Here is a 17,352-nt window from a genome sequence, read left to right as displayed (position 1 = left end):
TTCACCTGTCGCGACGTGCGGTCCGCACCCGCCACGGCAGACAGGTGAACGACGGGCGGATGCGGCGTAGAGTTTCCGCGTCCGTGTCCCCCAGGTGAGGAAGACCATGATCTCGATCGTCGCGTTCGCGCTCTGACCCGCGCCGACCCGTCGATCCCGACGAGGCAGCGCATTTCTCCGCGCTGACCCGTCGATCCGTCTCCTCCCGGTCCCTCCGGCAGTCGACTCCTTCGTGTCAGCGCATGCACGACACGAAGGAGTCTCCATGTCCACTCTGACCGGAGCGGTCGTCCTCGACCGCGTCTCTTACGCCTGGCCCGACGGCACCCCCGCGCTCGACGAGGTCTCGGGTGTGTTCGGCAGCGGTCGCACCGGTCTCGTCGGCCGGAACGGCTCGGGCAAGACCACCCTGCTGCATCTCATCCACGGCGACCTCACCCCGCGCGGCGGGACGGTCACGACGCGGGGCGATGTCGCCCTCCTACCCCAACGACTGACGCTCGACGTGGCGCGGCCGGTAACGGAACTGCTCGGCGTCGCCGAGATCCTCGCCGCCCTTCGGGCGGTCGAGAACGGCGACCCCTCGGCGCACTGGTTCGACATCATCGGCGACGACTGGGACGTGCAGGCCCGTGCGGAAGCCGCCTGCGCCGACGCGGGGCTGCCCCCGGATGTCCTCGGTCGCCGCGTCGGCGAACTCTCCGGCGGTGAGGCGGTCCTCGCGGCCATCACCGGCATCCGGTTGCGCGGCGCACCCGTCACCCTCCTCGACGAGCCCACCAACAATCTCGACATCGACGCCCGCCGTCGCCTGCACGACCTGGTGTCGCGCTGGCGCGGGGCACTCATCGTGGTGAGCCACGATCTGGCGCTCCTGGAACAGATGGACGAGACCGCCGAGTTGTACGACGGCGCGCTGACTACCTTCGGGGGTCCGTACTCGGCGTGGCGTGCACACCTGGAGGACGAGCAGGACGCCGCCCGTCAGGACGAGCGCACCGCCGCACAGGCCGCGAAGCGGGAGAAGCGGCAGCGCATCGAGGCCGAGACGAAGCTCGCGCACCGCGCGGCGACCGGCAGGAAGGCCGAACAGGAGAAGCGGGTGCCGAAGATCGTCGCCCGCGCACGGAAGGCTGCGGCGGAGGTGTCGGCCGGGCGGCTGCGCACCGAGGTGCGGGACAAGGAATCACTGGCCCGGGCCGCACAGGACGCCGCAGGTCGCCGCATTCGATCCGACGACAGCATCCGGATCGACCTTCCCGATCCGGACGTGCCCGCGTCACGGCGGCTGGCGACCGTGGCGGGGGACGAGCGGGAATGGATCATTCAGGGTCCCGAGCGTGTAGCGCTGACGGGTCCGAACGGCTCGGGCAAGACGACGCTCATCAAGCGGGTGGTGGCCACCGCCCACACCGACCGGGTGGCGTACCTGCCGCAGCGCTTGGACGGTCTCGACGACGCCGCCTCGGCGATCGCGAACGTCGCCGCCGTCGCGCCGCACGTGCCCGACGCGGAGCTGCGCAACCGGCTCGCCCGGTTCCTGCTTCGCGGCGCGACGGCCGAGCGACCGGTGCGCGAGCTGTCCGGCGGCGAACGCTTCCGGGTGAGCCTGGCACGGATGCTGCTGGCCGATCCCCCGCCGCAGCTGCTGGTCCTCGACGAACCCACCAACAACCTCGACCTCGACACGGTGGATCAGCTCGTCGACGCGCTCGCCGCGTACCGGGGCGGCGTGCTCGTGGTCAGCCACGACGACGCTTTCGTGGCTCGGCTGCACCCGGCGCTGCGTCTGGAGCTCCGCGACGGCCGGCTGACACAGATGTGACCCGGGTGATCGGTCCGCCGAGAGCGCAACCCCGCCCCGACGTCGGAGGCTCAGGCGATGATGGTCGGGTGAGTGATGTGCTCGAGCGGTTCTCACCTGCCACGCAGGACTGGTTCCGCAGTGCCTTCACCGCGCCGACCCCCGCACAGACCGGCGCGTGGGACGCCATCTCGCAGGGCCGGCACGCCCTCGTGGTCGCCCCCACCGGGTCCGGCAAGACCCTGTCGGCCTTCCTCTGGGCCCTGGACCGCGTCTTCCGCGACCGCGCGACGCTGCCCACCCCGGCCCCGGAGCCGGATGCGGGAGGCCGCCGCCGCAAGAAGCAGGCGGATCCGACCCGCACCCGCATCCTCTACGTCTCGCCACTGAAGGCCCTCGGAGTCGACGTGGAGCGGAACCTGCGCTCACCACTCATCGGCATCGGCCAGTCCGCGCGGCGGCTGGGCCTGCCCGCCCCCGACGTCACCGTGGGTGTGCGCTCCGGCGACACCCCCGCCGCCGACCGGCGGAAGCTGCTCACCGAGCCGCCGGACATCCTCATCACGACTCCCGAGTCGCTGTACCTCATGCTCACCAGCCAGGCGCAGGAGACCCTGCGCGAGGTGCACACCGTCATCATCGACGAAGTGCACGCGGTGGCGGCCACCAAACGGGGCGCACATCTCGCCGTGAGCCTGGAGCGCCTCGACGCCCTGCTGGATCACCCGGCGCAGCGGATCGGCCTGTCCGCGACGGTGCGGCCCATCGACGAGGTCGCCCGTTTTCTCGGGGGTGCGGCCCCCGTCGACATCGTCGCCCCGCGCGCATCGAAGACCTTCGACATGAGCGTCGAGGTCCCCGTCGACGACATGCTGCATCCCCCGCCGCCGCCGGGCGAAGCGGCACCGGAGGGCGAGGACTGGTTCGCGGGCGAGCGCGACGATGTCGACGGGGGCGGCACCGAGATCACCGGCTCGCTGTGGCCGCACGTCGAAGAGGCGATCGTCGACCGCATCCTCGCGCACCGCTCTACCATCGTGTTCTCCAACTCCCGGCGGCTGGCGGAACGGCTGACCGCACGGCTGAACGAGATCTACAGCGGTCGGCTCGGCCTCGGCCTGCCGGAGCCCACCGTCCCGGCGCAGGTCATGGCGCAGGCCGGCACCACCGCGGGTGCGGATGCGGTGCTCGCCAAGGCCCACCACGGGTCGGTGTCGAAGGAGCAGCGGGCGCTGGTCGAAGAAGAGCTCAAGTCGGGTGTGCTGCGCTGCGTGGTCGCCACGTCCAGCCTCGAGCTCGGCATCGACATGGGCGCCGTCGACCTGGTCATCCAGGTGGAGGCACCGCCCTCCGCGGCCTCCGGTCTGCAGCGCATCGGCCGCGCCGGCCACCAGGTCGGCGAGATCAGCAAGGCCGTGCTGTTCCCCAAGCACCGCGGCGACGTGCTGCACACCGCTGTCGTCACCGAACGGATGCTGGGCGGCAAGATCGAGGCGATCCGCATCCCCCGGAACCCGCTCGACATCCTCGCGCAGCAGACCGTCGCCGCGTCGGCGCTCGGCGCCATCGAGGTCGAGGACTGGTACGAGACGGTGCGCCGCTCGGCCCCGTTCCGGACGCTCCCCCGATCGGCGTACGAGGCGACCCTCGATCTGCTCGCCGGCCGCTACCCCTCGGACGAATTCGCCGAACTCCGTCCGCGCCTGGTGTGGGATCGCGATCACGGCACCCTCGCCGGGCGTCCCGGCTCGCAGCGCATCGCCGTCACGAGCGGCGGCACGATCCCCGACCGCGGCCTGTTCGCGGTGTACGTCGCGGGCGAGAGCCAGAATGCACGCGTCGGGGAACTCGACGAGGAGATGGTCTACGAGTCCCGCGTCAACGACGTGTTCACGCTCGGCACGACCAGCTGGCGGATCGTGGAGATCACCCACGACCGGGTCAACGTCCTTCCCGCCTTCGGGCAGCCGGGAAAGGTGCCGTTCTGGCACGGCGACGGCATCGGCCGCCCCGCCGAGCTCGGCGAGGCCCTCGGCGCGTTCTCCCGCGAGGTGTCGACGCTCGACCCGGATGCGGCCCGGGATCGCCTCACCGAGGCGGGGCTCGACGCCCGCGCGCAGACGAACTTGCTCGCGTACCTGACGGAGCAACGCGAGGCCACCGGCTCGCTCCCGACCGACCGGACGCTGACGGTGGAGCGCAGTCGCGACGAGGTCGGCGACTGGCGCGTCATCCTGCATTCCCCGTACGGCATGCAGGTGCACGCGCCGTGGGCGCTGGCCGTGAACGCCCGCATCCGGGAGCGACTGGGCGTGGAGGGGTCGGCAGTCGCGAGCGACGACGGCATCATCGCGCGCGTGCCCGACACCGAGACCGACCCGCCGGGAGCGGAGCTGTTCGTCTTCGATGCTGACGAGCTGGACCAGATCGTCACCGAAGAGGTCGGCGGTTCCGCGCTGTTCGCCTCGCGGTTCCGGGAGTGCGCGGCGCGGGCGCTCCTCATGCCGCGCATGAACCCGAGCAAGCGCAGTCCGCTGTGGCAGCAGCGGCAGCGCTCGGCACAACTGCTCGAGGTCGCGCGCCGGCACCCCACGTTCCCGATCATCCTGGAGACGCTGCGGGAGGTGCTGCAGGATGTCTACGACCTGCCCGCCCTCACCGACATCGCCCGGCGCATCGCCGACCGCCGCATCCGGCTCGTGGAGACGACGACGAGCCAGCCCTCCCCCTACGCGCGCGACCTGCTCTTCGGGTACGTCGGCGCGTTCATGTACGAGGGTGATTCGCCGCTCGCGGAGCGACGGGCGGCGGCGCTGTCGGTCGACCCGGCACTGCTGAGCGAACTGCTCGGCACGATCGAGATGCGGGAGCTCCTCGATCCCGAGGTCATGGCACAGTTCGAGCGCGAGGCGCAGCGGCTCGATCCGGAGCGACGGGTGCGCGGCGTCGAGGGCGTCGCCGACCTGCTGCGCGTGCTCGGCCCGCTCTCGACGGACGAGATCGCGGCCCGGCTGCAGGACCCCGCCGAGCCCGCGGATGCAGCGAGCTCGGCCGTAGCGGCCGGGTTCGCCCACGACCTTCTCACGGCGCGGCGGGCGATCCGGGTCGCGATCTCCGGTGAGCAGCGGCTCGCCGCGATCGAGGACGCCGGGCGGCTCCGTGACGCCCTGGGCGCGGCGCTGCCGGTGGGTCTGCCGACCGCGTTCCTGGAACCGGTCGCCGACCCGCTCGGCGACCTCGTCGCGCGCTTCGCGCGCACCCACGGCCCGTTCACCGCGGATGCGGTGGCCACCCGCTTCGGCGTCGGCATCGCCGTCGCGCGGCACACGCTGCAGCGCCTCGAGGCACAGGGCCGGGTGAGCAGCGGATACTTCCTGCCCGAGACGACCACCTCACGCCCGGACGAGACCGAATGGTGCGACAGTGAAGTGCTGCGGCGGCTCCGGATGCGCTCGCTCGCCGCGATCCGCGGGAGCGTCGAGCCGGTCTCGCCCGAAGCGTTCGCGCGATTCCTGCCCGACTGGCAGCACCTGGTTCGTCCCCTCGACGGGATCGACGGCGTGCTGGCGGTGGTGGAGCAGCTCGCCGGGGTGCCGATCCCCGCGAGCGCCTGGGAATCGCTCGTGCTGCCCGGCCGGGTCCGCGACTACACCCCGGCGATGCTGGACGAACTGACCGCGACCGGTGAGGTGGTGTGGTCGGGCCACGGGTCGTTACCGGGACGCGACGGCTGGATCGCCCTGCATCCGGCCGATGCCGCCCCGCTGACCCTGCTGCCGCCCGAGGACGAGGTCGCCGCAGGTTCCCTGGACGCGCAGCTGCTCGCGGCGCTCGACGCGGGCGGCGCCTACTTCGCCGCGCAGCTGCGTCAGTCCACCGGGGCCGAGAACGAGCAGGCGGTGCTCGACGCGCTGTGGCGCCTGGCCTGGTCGGGCCGGGTCACCAACGACACGTTCGCGCCGGTGCGCGGCCTCCTCTCGGCCGGGTCGCAGGCGCATCGTGCGGTACGGCGCACCCCACGTGCGCGGCTGTATCGAGGCCAGTCCGTCGCCCGCCCGCCGTCCCCGCCCCGTCCGGTGGGCGGTGGCGGCCGGTGGTCGCTGTTGCCGGCGGCAGAGACCGATCCGACCCTCCGGCAGGCGGCCTCCGCCGGGCTCCTCCTCGACCGGTACGGTGTCGTCACGCGCGGCAGTGTGCAGTCGGAAGGGATGCCGGGCGGGTTCGCGCAGGCCTACCGGGTGCTGTCCGGGTTCGAGCAGGCCGGGCACTGCCGCCGCGGGTACGTGATCGAGAAGCTCGGCGCGGCCCAGTTCGCCGCATCCGCGACCGTCGACCGGTTGCGCACCTTCGCGGCGATCGCCGACCCACCCCCGCATCAGGCCATCACCCTCGCCGCCACCGATCCGGCGAACCCCTACGGCGCCGCGCTGGCGTGGCCGAGCATCGAGGGGATCACGCATCGCCCCGGACGAAAGGCCGGCGGCATCGTGGTGCTCGTCGACGGCGCGCTGACGCTCTACCTGGAGCGCGGCGGGAAGACCGCGCTGCTCTTCTCCGACGATCCGGATGCGATGGCCGCCGCCGCCCGCTCCCTCGCCGCCACTGCCCAGGCGCGGCGACTGGCGACCCTCACGATCGAACAGGTCAACGGCGGGATCGTGTTCGGCACGGACCTCGGCCGGGCGCTGCGGGAGGCCGGGTTCGTGGAGTCGACCCGGGGGCTGACCCTGCGCCGGCCCGCGCCCGGCACCACGGCGCGCCCGCTGCACGGCGCCGGACCCGGGGCGCGCGAGGACGCCGGTCGTGCCTGAGGGCGACACCGTCTTCCGCACCGCATGGCGCCTGCACACCGCCCTGGCCGGCGCGGAGGTGACCCGGTTCGACATGCGGGTGCCGAAGGTGGCGGCGGCTGACCTCCGCGGCGAGACCGTCCACGAGGTGGTGCCCCGCGGCAAGCATCTGCTCATGCGCATCGGCGGCTGGACCGTGCACTCGCACCTGAAGATGGAGGGCGAATGGCACGTGTACCGGCCCGAGGAGCGGTGGCGCAAACCCGCCTATGCCGCCCGCGCGATCGTCGGCTCGGCTGTGCGCACCGCGGTCGGGTTCGACCTGGCGATGGTGGACGTCGTCCCCACCGCCGAGGAGGAGCGCCTCGTGGGACACCTCGGCCCCGACCCGCTCTCCGGCGACTGGGATCCGGCGGAGGCCGCCCGTCGTCTCGCGCACGACCACCGGGAGGTGCATGTCGCGCTGCTGGATCAGCGGAACCTGGCGGGACTCGGGAACGAGTATGTGAACGAACTGCTGTTCCTGCGCGGCATCCTCCCGACCACACCCGCGCACCAGACCGATACCGCCGCGCTCGTCGACACCGGGGCACGACTCATCCGCGCCAACCGTGACCGCCCGGTGCGGGTGTTCACGGGCGAGGCACGCGCCGGCCGCACCACCTGGGTGTACGGCAGGTCCCGCAGACCCTGCCGCCGGTGCGGCACCCCGATCCGGGAGGGCAGCCTCGGCGCCGACGCCACGCGCGAGCGGAACGTCTTCTGGTGCCCGGCCTGCCAGCGCTAGATCAACGGCTCCTCGGGAACCATGATGGGCGTGTCCCGGTTCAAGGCGCGTCCGTCGAAGAACGGCTTCGCACGCGGGAACAGGAACCACACGATCATCAGCACGACGCCCACAAGCAGGGCGCCGATGCCGACGACGAAGGTGCCGCCGATGCCGAACAGCACCGTGTAGCCGTAATCGACGTCCCACATGTCGATCGCCGACTGCACGAACGCGTAGGTGAGCATGAGAGACCCGAGCAGGGGGAACACGAACCGGTACACGACGTTCCGAGCCGACGTGAACAGGTCGCGGCGGAAGTACCAGATGCAGGCGAAGCCCGTGATGGCGTAGTAGAAGGCGATGGCCAGCCCGAGCGACAGAATCGAATCCTGCAGGATGTTGTCGCTGATCAGCGTCATCCCCAGGTAGTACAGCGACGCGACGATGCCCATGATCACGGTGGAGAACGACGGCGTCTGGAAACGAGGGTGCACCCGGGTGAACCGCTTCGGTAGGGCGCGGTAGACACCCATCGCGAGGGTGCCGCGCGCGGTGGGGAGGATCGTCGTCTGCGTCGACGAGACGGCGGAGATCAGCACCGCCACCACGAGGAGCCACCCCCAGGGGCCGAGCAGGCCGTCCTTGATGGCCATGAACACGTCATCGGCGTTCGACTCGTTGCCGAGCCCCACGCCCGATTCGCCGAGACCCGCGTACATCATCGCGGCGATCGTCACTGAGACGTAGGTCACGAGCAGCAGGACGCAGGTGAGCAGCGCCGCGAGACCAGGGATGCGCTTCGGGTCCCTGGTCTCCTCGTTCAGGGCGAGGCAGGTGTCCCACCCCCAGTAGATGAACAGTGCCAGCAGCACGGCCTCGGTGAACCCGCTCCAGTCAGTGAAGCCCAGGGGGTTCAGCCACTCCCAGGCGAACGGCGTCGGGTTCGGTGCCGTCCCTCCGAAGAACTGCCACAGCGCAGCCACGACGAACAGGACCAGTGCGAGGTACTGGACGGCAAGCAGGACGTTCTGGATCTTCTCGCCGATCTCCACTCCGCGCCAGCTGACATAGGTCATGGCGGCGATGAAGAAGAGCGCGACGAGGATGATGCGCCAGTCGTTGCTGGCCAGGTCGATGCCGAACAGGGCCCAGAAGTAGACCGCGGCGATCTGCGCCAGGTTCGCGAGGACCACCATCCCGGCCACCGCGACGCCCCAGCCGCCCATCCACCCGACCCACGGGCCGAAGGCCTTCGTGGCCCACGTGAACGTCGTCCCGCAGTCGGGGACCGCATTATTGAGCTCTCGGTACGCGAAGGCGATGAACAGCATCGGGACGAACGCGATGATGAAGACGATGGGGGCCTGCGCGCCGACCGCCAGCACGACGAAGCCGAGCGTCGCGACGAGCGAATACACCGGTGCGGTGGAGGCGAGCCCGATCACCGTCGACCCCCACAGGCCCAGCGTCCCGGCTGCGAGACCCTTCCCGTCGCTGCGTTCCAGGCGGATGGGAGTGGTCGATCCGAAGTCGCTCATGGTGCCTCCTGCACTCCGCCGGACGGTGGGAACACTCGATGCACACTATGGCAGCATCCCGGACCGCCTGGGAGGACTTCCGCGCGGCGCCCGACCGCCCCGCCGCCCCATCCGATTCCGCCCGCGCGCCGAATCACTTCCGACATCGGGAATGAATCGCGCATCCCGGAGGTTATTTCATTGTTCAGCGTCGACCAACGCTGGAGGAGGGGAACGTGGGTAAGAACTACATCGACATCGAAAACGACCGTGGCGAGACGCTGCGGTACCGCAAGCACGCCAACGGACGCGGGTTGATCGCCAACGGCGCGAAGGTCCACCCTTCGGCGACCATCGAGGCGGGGGCTTACATCGAACCGGGTGTGCAGATCGCCGCGGGCGCGTACATCGGCAGCGGCGCGTGGATCGAGAGCGATGTCGTCATCGGACCCAAAGTGCGGATCGCTCCGCACGCCCACATCGGCCCTAAGGCGAAGGTCGGCGCCGGCGCCACGATCGGGGTGCGCACGCAGGTCGGAAGCGGCGCGACGGTCGCGGGTGGATCCCTCATCGGCGACGACGTGACGATCCACGACGGCGAGAGCGTGGCGACCGACCGGCGCGGGTTTCGTCTCGCCGCCTGAGCGGCCGACGGAACGACGCGACGGCCCCGGGAATGCGTCCCCGGTAACCTGAGCACATGGCGGCACACGGCACGGGTGGGCGCGGCACCGGCGGGCACGGTGGTCGCGCGCCGCGACGCCCGGCACGCCCCGGCCGCCCCGCGCAGGCGAAGAAGACGCCGCGCCCTGCCCCGCCTCGACCGGCGCCAAGCGAGCCGCCCCCGGCCCCCGTGGGTTCGTTGCGCCTCGGCGCCATCCCCGGCGCAACTCCCGGTAAGTGGATCGACACCTGGCAGGAACGGATGCGGCGCAATCCGCTCGAGCTCGTGCCGCTCGAGGTCGCGGAGCAGCGTCGCGCCCTCGCCCAGGGCGAGGTGGACGCGGCCATCGTGCGCCTGCCCATCGATGCCCGCGACCTCCACGTCATCCCCCTCTACGACGAGACTCCGGTCGTCGTCTGCGGGGTCGACTCGCATCTCACCGTCGCGGACGAGCTGACATACGCCGACCTCGCCGGTGAGGTGCTGATCATCCCGGCGGACGACGTGCTGCAGGCGGAGGTCCCCGGCACCGTGGCCCCGGCCTTCGCCCCGCCGCCGACCACGGCGGACGCCATCGCCACGGTCGCCGCCGGTGTCGGCGTCATCATCGTGCCAATGTCGCTCGCGCGACTGCATCACCGCAAGGACACCGACTACCGGCCCCTCCTCGGCGGGCCGACGTCCACAGTCGCCCTCGCGTGGCCGTCGGGCGACGCCTCCCCTCTCGTCGACGCGTTCGTCGGTATCGTGCGCGGGCGCAGTGCCACCTCCTCGCGCGACTGACCGCCCGCCTAGACTTTCGGCATGGACTCGCGGCCGCTGCTCTATCTGTCCGTGCGACCGCAGCAGAACGCGGCGGACGGCGAGTACGCCTCCTTCCAGACCGCCACCGGTCTCGACCCCGAACGGTTGCACCGTCACGATCTGGTCCGCGATCCGCTCCCGCCCGGGGCGATCGAGCGGTATGCCGGGTTCGTCGTCGGCGGAAGCCCGTTCAACGCCACCGATCCCGACCCCTCCGGGGTGCAGCGCCGGCTCGAGCGCGACCTGGAACGGATCGCCGCGGCTGCCGCCGCATCCGAGGTGGCCGCCCTCTTCACTTGCTACGGGATCGGCGTGGTGACCCGCATGCTCGGCGGCACCGTGAGCCAGGACTTCCCCGAGGGGACCATGGCCGCCGAGGTCGCGCTGACCGACGCCGGACACGACGATCCGGTGTTCGGCGTGCTGCCCGACGTGTTCCACGCCTTCACCGCCCACAAGGAGGGCACCGCGGAGGCGCCGCCGGAGGCGACCCTGCTGGCGACGAACCCCGCGTGCCCGGTGCAGGCCTACCGCGTAGGAGACCGGCTGTACGCGACGCAGTTCCACCCGGAACCCACCCCGCGGGATTTCACCGATCGGATGGTCGTGTACCGGGACGCGGGCTACTTCCCCGCGGACGAGTTCGACACCGTCGCGGCACGCGTCCTCGGGGCGACCGTCACCGAGCCGGCGCGGATGCTGCGGTCGTTCGCTGCACGGTTCGCACCCGCCTGATCACGGCGGTCGCGAGCGCGAGCAGGGCAACGATGATCGCGGCGACGCCGATCACCGTGCTGTGCGGCTGGCCCGACAGTCGCCCGACGGCGAGCCAGGACAGCCCCCACGACAGGGCGAGGGCCGGGGCGAGGCGGCCGCCGCCGGAACCCGCCAGGCCCATGCCGATGACGGCGACGACGACGAGGACGACGACGCCCCACACGTCCGCTGCACCCTCCCACTCCGACGGAACGAGACGCGTCAGCCAGGCGGTGGTGTTCGCCACGGTCGCCAGGGTCACCCAGCCCAGGTGGAGTCCCGTGACACCGTCGACGAGCAGCCGGTCGGCCCAGCCGCGACCGGGCTGGTGCAAGGTGCGGCGGAAGATGAGGCAGAGCGTCATCAGGAGCAGCGCGATCACGAGCACCGTCAACGGCAGGGTGGTGAACTGAGCGGCGACCAGCCACAGCCCGTTGAGGATCTCGCTGAGCGCGATCCACCAGCCGAGGACCCGCTGTCGTTCGTCCGCGCGTCGTCCGGGGAGCGCTTGCCAGACGGCGTAGGCGACGAGTCCCACGTAGACCACCGACCAGATCGAGAAGGCGGGCGCGGCGGGCGCGAGGTACGTGGCATCCGCCGACAGCGCGCCAGCCTGCAGGTCTTGCACCGGCGTGCCGCCGAGGACACCCGCACCGATCACCGCCGCGATCAGCATGAAGCAGGTGGTGGCGATGACCGTCGCCTGTCGGAGGATGTCGCGGGGAAAAGCGGCAGTCGTCATGAGACCACGCTAGGAACCTCTGCCGACCACGCTCCGAGGGGTTGACAGCATCCGCCGCCCGATCAGTACCCGCGGCTGGCGAGCACCCGCGCGGTCTCGGAGCCGGTGTTCTCGTTCTTCTTCCCGGCACGGGAACCGGCAAGCTTGGCGGCGATGTGCTCGCCCACGGTGAGCGGATCGAACCGGGCGGGATGCGCTGCATCCACGCACTGGGGCAGGGTCTCGATGAGCGCGTCGACGTTGCCGTCGTGGAAGAACGCGGCCGATCGCCGACGTTCGATCGTCCCCTCGATGACGGGGGGCTTCACCCGGTGCAGCGTCGACATCCACTGATCGTTGGTGAGCCGTCCCGTCACGTCCCCGAGGTTGATCAGCAGGGCCCCCTCCGCCGGTTGCACGTCGTTCCACGACCCGTCGGCGGCGAGCACCTGCAGGCCCTTCACCCGGTCGGCCCAGAGGATCGTGACGATGCCGTAGTCGGTGTGCTCGCCCATGCCGATGAGGTCGCCGTCGAGCGTGACGTCGGTTCCGGGCGGCAGGGCGTAGTTGTTCATCCGCATCACGTCGAGCGAATGGTCGGTGCGCAGGGCGAAGAAGTCCGCCGGCAGGCCCAGCGCGTCCGCGAAGATGCGGGTCATGGTGCGCGCCACCCGTGCCGCCTCGGCGAAGTACGCGGACACCTGCTCGTCGAACCCGTCGACGTCGGGCCACACGTTGGCGGCGTAGTCGGGTTGCGGCAGGTCGGGGACGTGCGGGTAGTCCGCCTGACCTGCGCCGATGTTGAACGCCTCGAAGAAGTCGTTCATGCGGCTGGCCTGTTCGACGCCGAGCGAGAGGCTGAGCGACTCGGATTTGGGTGGGCTGTACCCGCGGTTGATCTGCGGTGGCGTGCGGTACGCCTTCTTCGCGTCCAGCTCGAGCGCGAAGAACTCATCCATCGCGGTGGCGAGGCCGTCGATCACGGCCGCCGGGATGCCGTGGCCGGTGATCTGGATGAAGCCGACCGTGCGGCACGCATCGTCGATGCGATGCGCGACATCGGCTCTGGCCTCATCCGTCCCGCCCTGGACGTAGGGGGTGATGTCGACGGTGGGAACGTGGAATGTCATGGCGACTCCTCGGTGAGGGTCCCCCACGGGAGGGCGACCGGTGTCCTGTCAGGTAGCCACGTCACGTGTTTCCCGCCGTGGCGCGAGGCCCCGGCCCGTGTTGTACATGAGCGCTGCCGCGACGATAGCGCCGCGACGTTTCCCCCGGGTTACATCCCCGCCGGCGCGGTCAGTGCCCCGGGATGAGGATGACGGCCGAGGACGGCGGCAGCTCCAGCCGGCCGTCGGCGTCCCAGGCGGTCGTCACCGCGGTCGCGAGGAGCACCGTTTCGCCCTCGCGGGGCACGGCCCGCCACGTGTCCGCGGAGAGATTCACCAGGATGCGCAGGTCGCCGCGGCCGAGGATGAAGCGGCGCGCATCGGGTGCCGCATCCGGGTTCTCATCCACCGCCGCCAGCGACGCGAACGAGGGATCGGTCAACTCCGGGCGCTCGCGGCGAAGCCGCAGGAGTTCGCGGTAGAGCTTCAGCAGCCGGGCATGCTGACCGGCCTCGGACTCCGCCCAATCGAGGTGGGAGCGCCGGAACGTCTGGGGATCCTGCGGATCGGGGACCGTCGACTCGTCCCACCCCATCCGCGCGAACTCCGCGGTCCGTCCGGTGCGGACCGCCTCTGCCAGCCACTCCTCCGGGTGCGAGGTGAAGAACTGCCACGGCGTCGAGGCGCCCCATTCCTCACCCATGAACAGCATCGGGGTGCCGGGCGCGGTGAGGGTGAGCACCGCGGCGACGGCGAGCCGGTCGGCGTCGAGGGTCGCGGTCAGCCGGTCGCCCGCCGCGCGGTTGCCGATCTGGTCGTGGTCCTGCGCGAACGTCACGAGCCGCCAGGCCGGCATCTCGGCGGGGATGGGGTGCCCGTGGGTGCGTTCCCGGAACGAGGAATAGGTGCCGTCGTGGAAGAAACCCTTGGTCCACACCTTGGGCAGGGCATCCGGATCCGCGAAGTCCTCGTAGTACCCGACCGTCTCACCGGTGAGCGCCACGTGCACGGCGTGGTGCCAGTCGTCGCTCCACTGCGCGGTGAGGCCGTAACCGCCCGCCTCGCGGGGCAGGATCAGCTTCGGGTCGTTCATGTCGGACTCGGCGATGAGGGTCAGCGGCCGGCCGAGGTGGGCGGAGAGGGCGTCGGATGCCTCGGCGAGCTCGTGCAGGAGGTGCACCGGACGCTCGTCGTGCAGGGCATGCACGGCATCCAGACGCAGCCCATCGACGTGGTAGTTCCGCAGCCACATGAGCGCGTTCTCGACGATGTACGAACGGACTGCGTCCTCGTCAAGGTTGACCGAGTCCCCCCAGGTGTTGCGGCTCCCCTCCCGCAGGTACGGGCCGAACTCCGGCAGGTAGTTGCCGCTGGGACCCAGGTGGTTGTAGACGACGTCCTGGATGACGGCGAGGCCTGCCGCATGGGCGGCGTCGACGAAGCGGGCGTAGGCAGCAGGCCCGCCGTAGGCCTCGTGCACGGTGTACCAGAGGACGCCGTCGTAGCCCCAGTTCCAGGTGCCGTTGAACCCGTTGACCGGCAGCAGCTCGATGTGGGTGATGCCGAGCTCGACGAGGTGGTCGAGCCGGTCGATGGCCGCATCCAGCGTCCCCTCCGGCGTGAAGGTGCCGAGGTGGAGCTCGTAGATGACGCCGCCCGCGAGCTGGCGGCCGGTCCACGTCTGGTCCGTCCACGGGAAGGATGCGGGATCGACCCAGGCGGATGCGCCGTGCACGCCGTCCGGCTGCCGTCGCGACCGGGGGTCCGGCCGCAGGTCGCCGTCGTCGAGGACGAAGCCGTACCGGTCGCCGTCGGCGAGTTCGAGGTCGCCGCGCCACCAGCCGTCCTCGGCCGGGGACAGGTCGATCTCGGTCGCGGCGGTGTCGCCGCCCGGCGCGGCATCCCCGCCACCGTCCGTCCGGCGCACCCGCACGCGTCGCGCCTTCGGCGCCCACACCTCGATCATTCCGGCGTCCCCTCCGTACCTGTCTGCGAGATGGGTTCTGCGCCCCGAGATGGTGGGGTTTTCCCCGGGTGTCGGGGCCTAGTCCCCATCTCCCCGTCCCTATTCATCGTCAGCAGCGCGACCGGGTACCGCGACAGCACCGCGCGCAGTGGCGCCGCGCCCCCGGCCACCTCGGCACCGGTGATCGCGTCGCGCCACGTCCCGGCCGGGAGGAGCACCGTGGTGTCGCCCCAGCCGCCGTGGGCGGCGAGCGCGACCGGCAGCCGGGTCGCGACGGCGATCACGCCGCCCCGATCGAACGCGATGACGTGATCGGATGCGGGGCCCACCGCCTGCAGCGGACGGTACCGGGTGAACGATCTCGGGGCATCACGCCGCAGCCGCAGCGCCCGCGAGACGAGGAGCAGCTTCGCGGCTCCCGTGGCGTCAACGGCGGGGAGCTCCCCCGCATCCAGCGCGCGTAGCATCCCGGCCCGCTGGGCGAAATCGACCTCGCGACGGTTGTCGGGGTCGACGAGGGAGGTCTCCCAGAGCTCCGACCCCTGGTACACGTCCGGGACGCCGGGACCGGCGAGCTGCAGCAGCTTCGCCGAGAGGGCGTTCGACCAGCCCGGGCCGCAGATCTCGGCGACGAACGCGTCGACGATGCCCCGCGCGGGGCCGACCGCGGCGTCGACCACGGCGTGCATGCGCGCTTCGAACGAGCCGTCCGGGTCGAGCCAGGAGGTCGCCTCACCGGCCTCGCGGGCGGCCTTCTCGGCGTAAGCGTGCAGCCGCTCCGGCGTCGCGGGCCAGGACCCGACAATTGCCTGCCACAGCAGGTTGTCGAAGGGCCCGTGCCCGGTTGAGGCGACGGCCCGGAGACGCCCGAGCACCTCACCCCAGCGGTCCGGGATCTCTGCCAGCACCGACAGGCGGGCGCGGACGTCCTCCCCGCGCTTGGTGTCGTGGGTGGACAGGGCGGTGAGCGAGAGCGGCCAGCGGGCCTGCCGGTCGGCGAACGCCGCGTGGAACCCGTCAACCCCGAGCGCGAACACGGACGGGTCGCCGCCGACCTCGGTGAGCGTGCCGAGCCGGGTCGCCCGGTAGAACGCGGTGTCCTCGACCCCCTTGGCCATGACCGGTCCCGTGGTCTGCTGGAAGCGCCGTGCGGCCTCCTCGGCCGGGTCCTCGAGGACCGGGAGTAGCGCGGCGATCGTCTCGGCGAGATCCGGGCGCCGGGTGGATGCGGCTTCCGCCGCCTGCGCCAGCCATTCGGCGCCGGCGGGGAGGTACGAACGGTAGGTCGGGAAGCAGGCGAGGAGCTCAGCGAGCGCGTCCTCCGCCGCGGGGGACGCGTCCCGGACAGCGGCGGGTAGGCACCGCACCAGCCGGCGGATCTCGGACTGCTGGATCGTGTCCGCGATCATCCGCTTGGTGTCGTGGATGAGGTCGTCCCACCCGGATGCGGCGGGCAGTCCGGTGTCTGCGCGGAGTGCCGCATCCACCGCGTCAAGGCCCGTCTCACCCGCCGGGTCGATGAGGACGCGGTCGATCTCGGCCATGGCGTCGTAGCCGGTGGTACCCGCGGTCGCCCAGGCGGGTGCGAGGTGCTCCGGATGCGGGGTGGCGGCGTGCTCGAGGATCTTCTCGACCCACACCGGGATCCCCCCGGTGGCCTCGGCGAGCCGGTCGAGGTAGCCGCCGGGATCGGTGAGGCCGTCGGGGTGGTCCACGCGGAGACCGTCGACGAGCCCCTCGCCCACCCATCGCAGGATCTCGGCGTGCGCCTCGGCGAACACGTCGGGCCGCTCCACCCGGACGCCGGCGAGGGTGGTGACGGCGAAGAAGCGCCGGTAGTTCAGCTCTGCGGCCTCATCGCGCCAGAACCGCAACTCGTAATGCTGCCGTTCGAGGATCTCGCTCAGCTGCGCCGCCGCATCCGTGATGCCGTCGAGGGAGCCCTCGGCCAGGGGCAGCACGTGGTCGAAGTACCGCAGGACGGGCTCGGATGCGGTGTCCACCCGCAGGTCGCCGAGGACGTCGGCGAGCGGAGCGCCGAGGATCGGCAGGCGCACGCGGCCGTTCCCGGCATCCCAGTCGATGTCGAAGGCGTCGGCGTAGCGCGACGCCCGACCACGGCGGAGCACGTCCCACCACCACGGATTCTCCTGTGGCACGCTGACGCCCATGTGGTTCGGGACGATGTCGACGACTACCCCGAGCCCCGCGTCGTGCGCGGCGTCGGCGAGATGGGCGAGGCCCGCAGCACCGCCGCGGACGGGGTCGACGAGCGACGGGTCGACGACGTCGTACCCGTGATCGGAGCCGCTGGTGGCCCGGAGAAGCGGCGACAAATAGGCCCATCCCACGCCGAGATCACGCAGGTACGGCACGATGTCGGCCGCGGCATCCAGGTCGAACGCGGCCCTGATCTGCAGCCGGTAGGTAGAGGACGGTGTGGCGGTCATCG

Annotated in this window: 11 protein-coding genes; 6 read left to right on the top strand and 5 right to left on the bottom strand. The window is 71.4% G+C overall.

The window, feature by feature from the left end; all coding sequences use genetic code 11:
- Positions 1 to 265 precede the first annotated feature (265 nt).
- The 3 genes from NT132_RS11950 to NT132_RS11940 all read left to right on the top strand — a co-directional run bounded on the left by NT132_RS11950 (position 266) and on the right by NT132_RS11940 (position 7,381).
- The gene (locus NT132_RS11950; RefSeq protein ID WP_297789168.1) at positions 266 to 1,825 is read left to right on the top strand and encodes an ATP-binding cassette domain-containing protein; all 1,560 of its coding nucleotides are present in this window, start codon (positions 266 to 268) and stop codon (positions 1,823 to 1,825) included.
- Between the two features lie 68 nt (positions 1,826 to 1,893).
- On the top strand, positions 1,894 to 6,615 hold the full coding sequence (locus NT132_RS11945) for an ATP-dependent helicase (RefSeq protein ID WP_297789165.1): 4,722 nt from the start codon (positions 1,894 to 1,896) through the stop codon (positions 6,613 to 6,615).
- The gene (locus NT132_RS11940) at positions 6,608 to 7,381 is read left to right on the top strand and encodes a DNA-formamidopyrimidine glycosylase family protein (protein ID WP_297789161.1); all 774 of its coding nucleotides are present in this window, start codon (positions 6,608 to 6,610) and stop codon (positions 7,379 to 7,381) included. Before NT132_RS11945 ends, NT132_RS11940 begins: the two co-directional genes overlap by 8 nt.
- On the opposite strand, the gene NT132_RS11935 is transcribed toward NT132_RS11940, so the two are convergent.
- Positions 7,378 to 8,901: an APC family permease gene (locus NT132_RS11935; RefSeq protein WP_297789158.1), complete on the bottom strand. Its 1,524-nt coding sequence runs from the start codon at positions 8,899 to 8,901 to the stop codon at positions 7,378 to 7,380. The two genes, NT132_RS11940 and NT132_RS11935, sit on opposite strands and share 4 nt — an antisense overlap.
- A gap of 215 nt (positions 8,902 to 9,116) precedes the next feature.
- On the opposite strand from NT132_RS11935, the gene NT132_RS11930 reads away from it, so the two are divergent.
- The 3 genes from NT132_RS11930 to NT132_RS11920 are packed head-to-tail and all read left to right on the top strand — an operon-like array spanning position 9,117 to position 11,083.
- Entirely contained in the window at positions 9,117 to 9,524 is a 408-nt protein-coding gene (locus tag NT132_RS11930) for a transferase (protein WP_297789155.1), read from the top strand.
- Positions 9,525 to 9,580: 56 nt separating this feature from the next.
- Positions 9,581 to 10,327: a LysR family substrate-binding domain-containing protein gene (locus NT132_RS11925; RefSeq protein WP_297789152.1), complete on the top strand. Its 747-nt coding sequence runs from the start codon at positions 9,581 to 9,583 to the stop codon at positions 10,325 to 10,327.
- 21 nt (positions 10,328 to 10,348) lie between these two features.
- Positions 10,349 to 11,083 carry a GMP synthase gene (locus tag NT132_RS11920; RefSeq protein ID WP_297789149.1) on the top strand — a complete coding sequence of 245 codons (735 nt, stop codon included), beginning with the start codon at positions 10,349 to 10,351 and terminating at the stop codon, positions 11,081 to 11,083.
- Here the strand turns inward: NT132_RS11920 and NT132_RS11915 are convergent.
- The 4 genes from NT132_RS11915 to treY all read right to left on the bottom strand — a co-directional run bounded on the left by NT132_RS11915 (position 11,028) and on the right by treY (position 17,350).
- On the bottom strand, positions 11,028 to 11,846 hold the full coding sequence (locus NT132_RS11915; RefSeq protein WP_297789146.1) for a tryptophan-rich sensory protein: 819 nt from the start codon (positions 11,844 to 11,846) through the stop codon (positions 11,028 to 11,030). The two genes, NT132_RS11920 and NT132_RS11915, sit on opposite strands and share 56 nt — an antisense overlap.
- Positions 11,847 to 11,908: 62 nt before the next feature.
- A complete protein-coding gene (locus NT132_RS11910; protein WP_297789143.1) occupies positions 11,909 to 12,955 on the bottom strand; it encodes a 2-oxoglutarate and iron-dependent oxygenase domain-containing protein in 1,047 nt (348 codons plus the stop codon).
- 169 nt (positions 12,956 to 13,124) lie between these two features.
- The gene (treZ, locus tag NT132_RS11905) at positions 13,125 to 14,900 is read right to left on the bottom strand and encodes a malto-oligosyltrehalose trehalohydrolase (protein ID WP_297789140.1); all 1,776 of its coding nucleotides are present in this window, start codon (positions 14,898 to 14,900) and stop codon (positions 13,125 to 13,127) included.
- Positions 14,897 to 17,350, bottom strand: coding sequence for a malto-oligosyltrehalose synthase (treY, locus tag NT132_RS11900; protein WP_297789137.1), 2,454 nt, complete (start codon positions 17,348 to 17,350; stop codon positions 14,897 to 14,899). The genes treZ and treY overlap by 4 nt, the downstream gene beginning before the upstream one ends.
- Positions 17,351 to 17,352: the final 2 nt, after the last annotated feature.

The organism is Microbacterium sp. (assembly GCF_026393345.1).
Lineage (GTDB): Bacteria > Actinomycetota > Actinomycetes > Actinomycetales > Microbacteriaceae > Microbacterium.
This window is presented reverse-complemented; position numbering and strand designations above follow the sequence as displayed.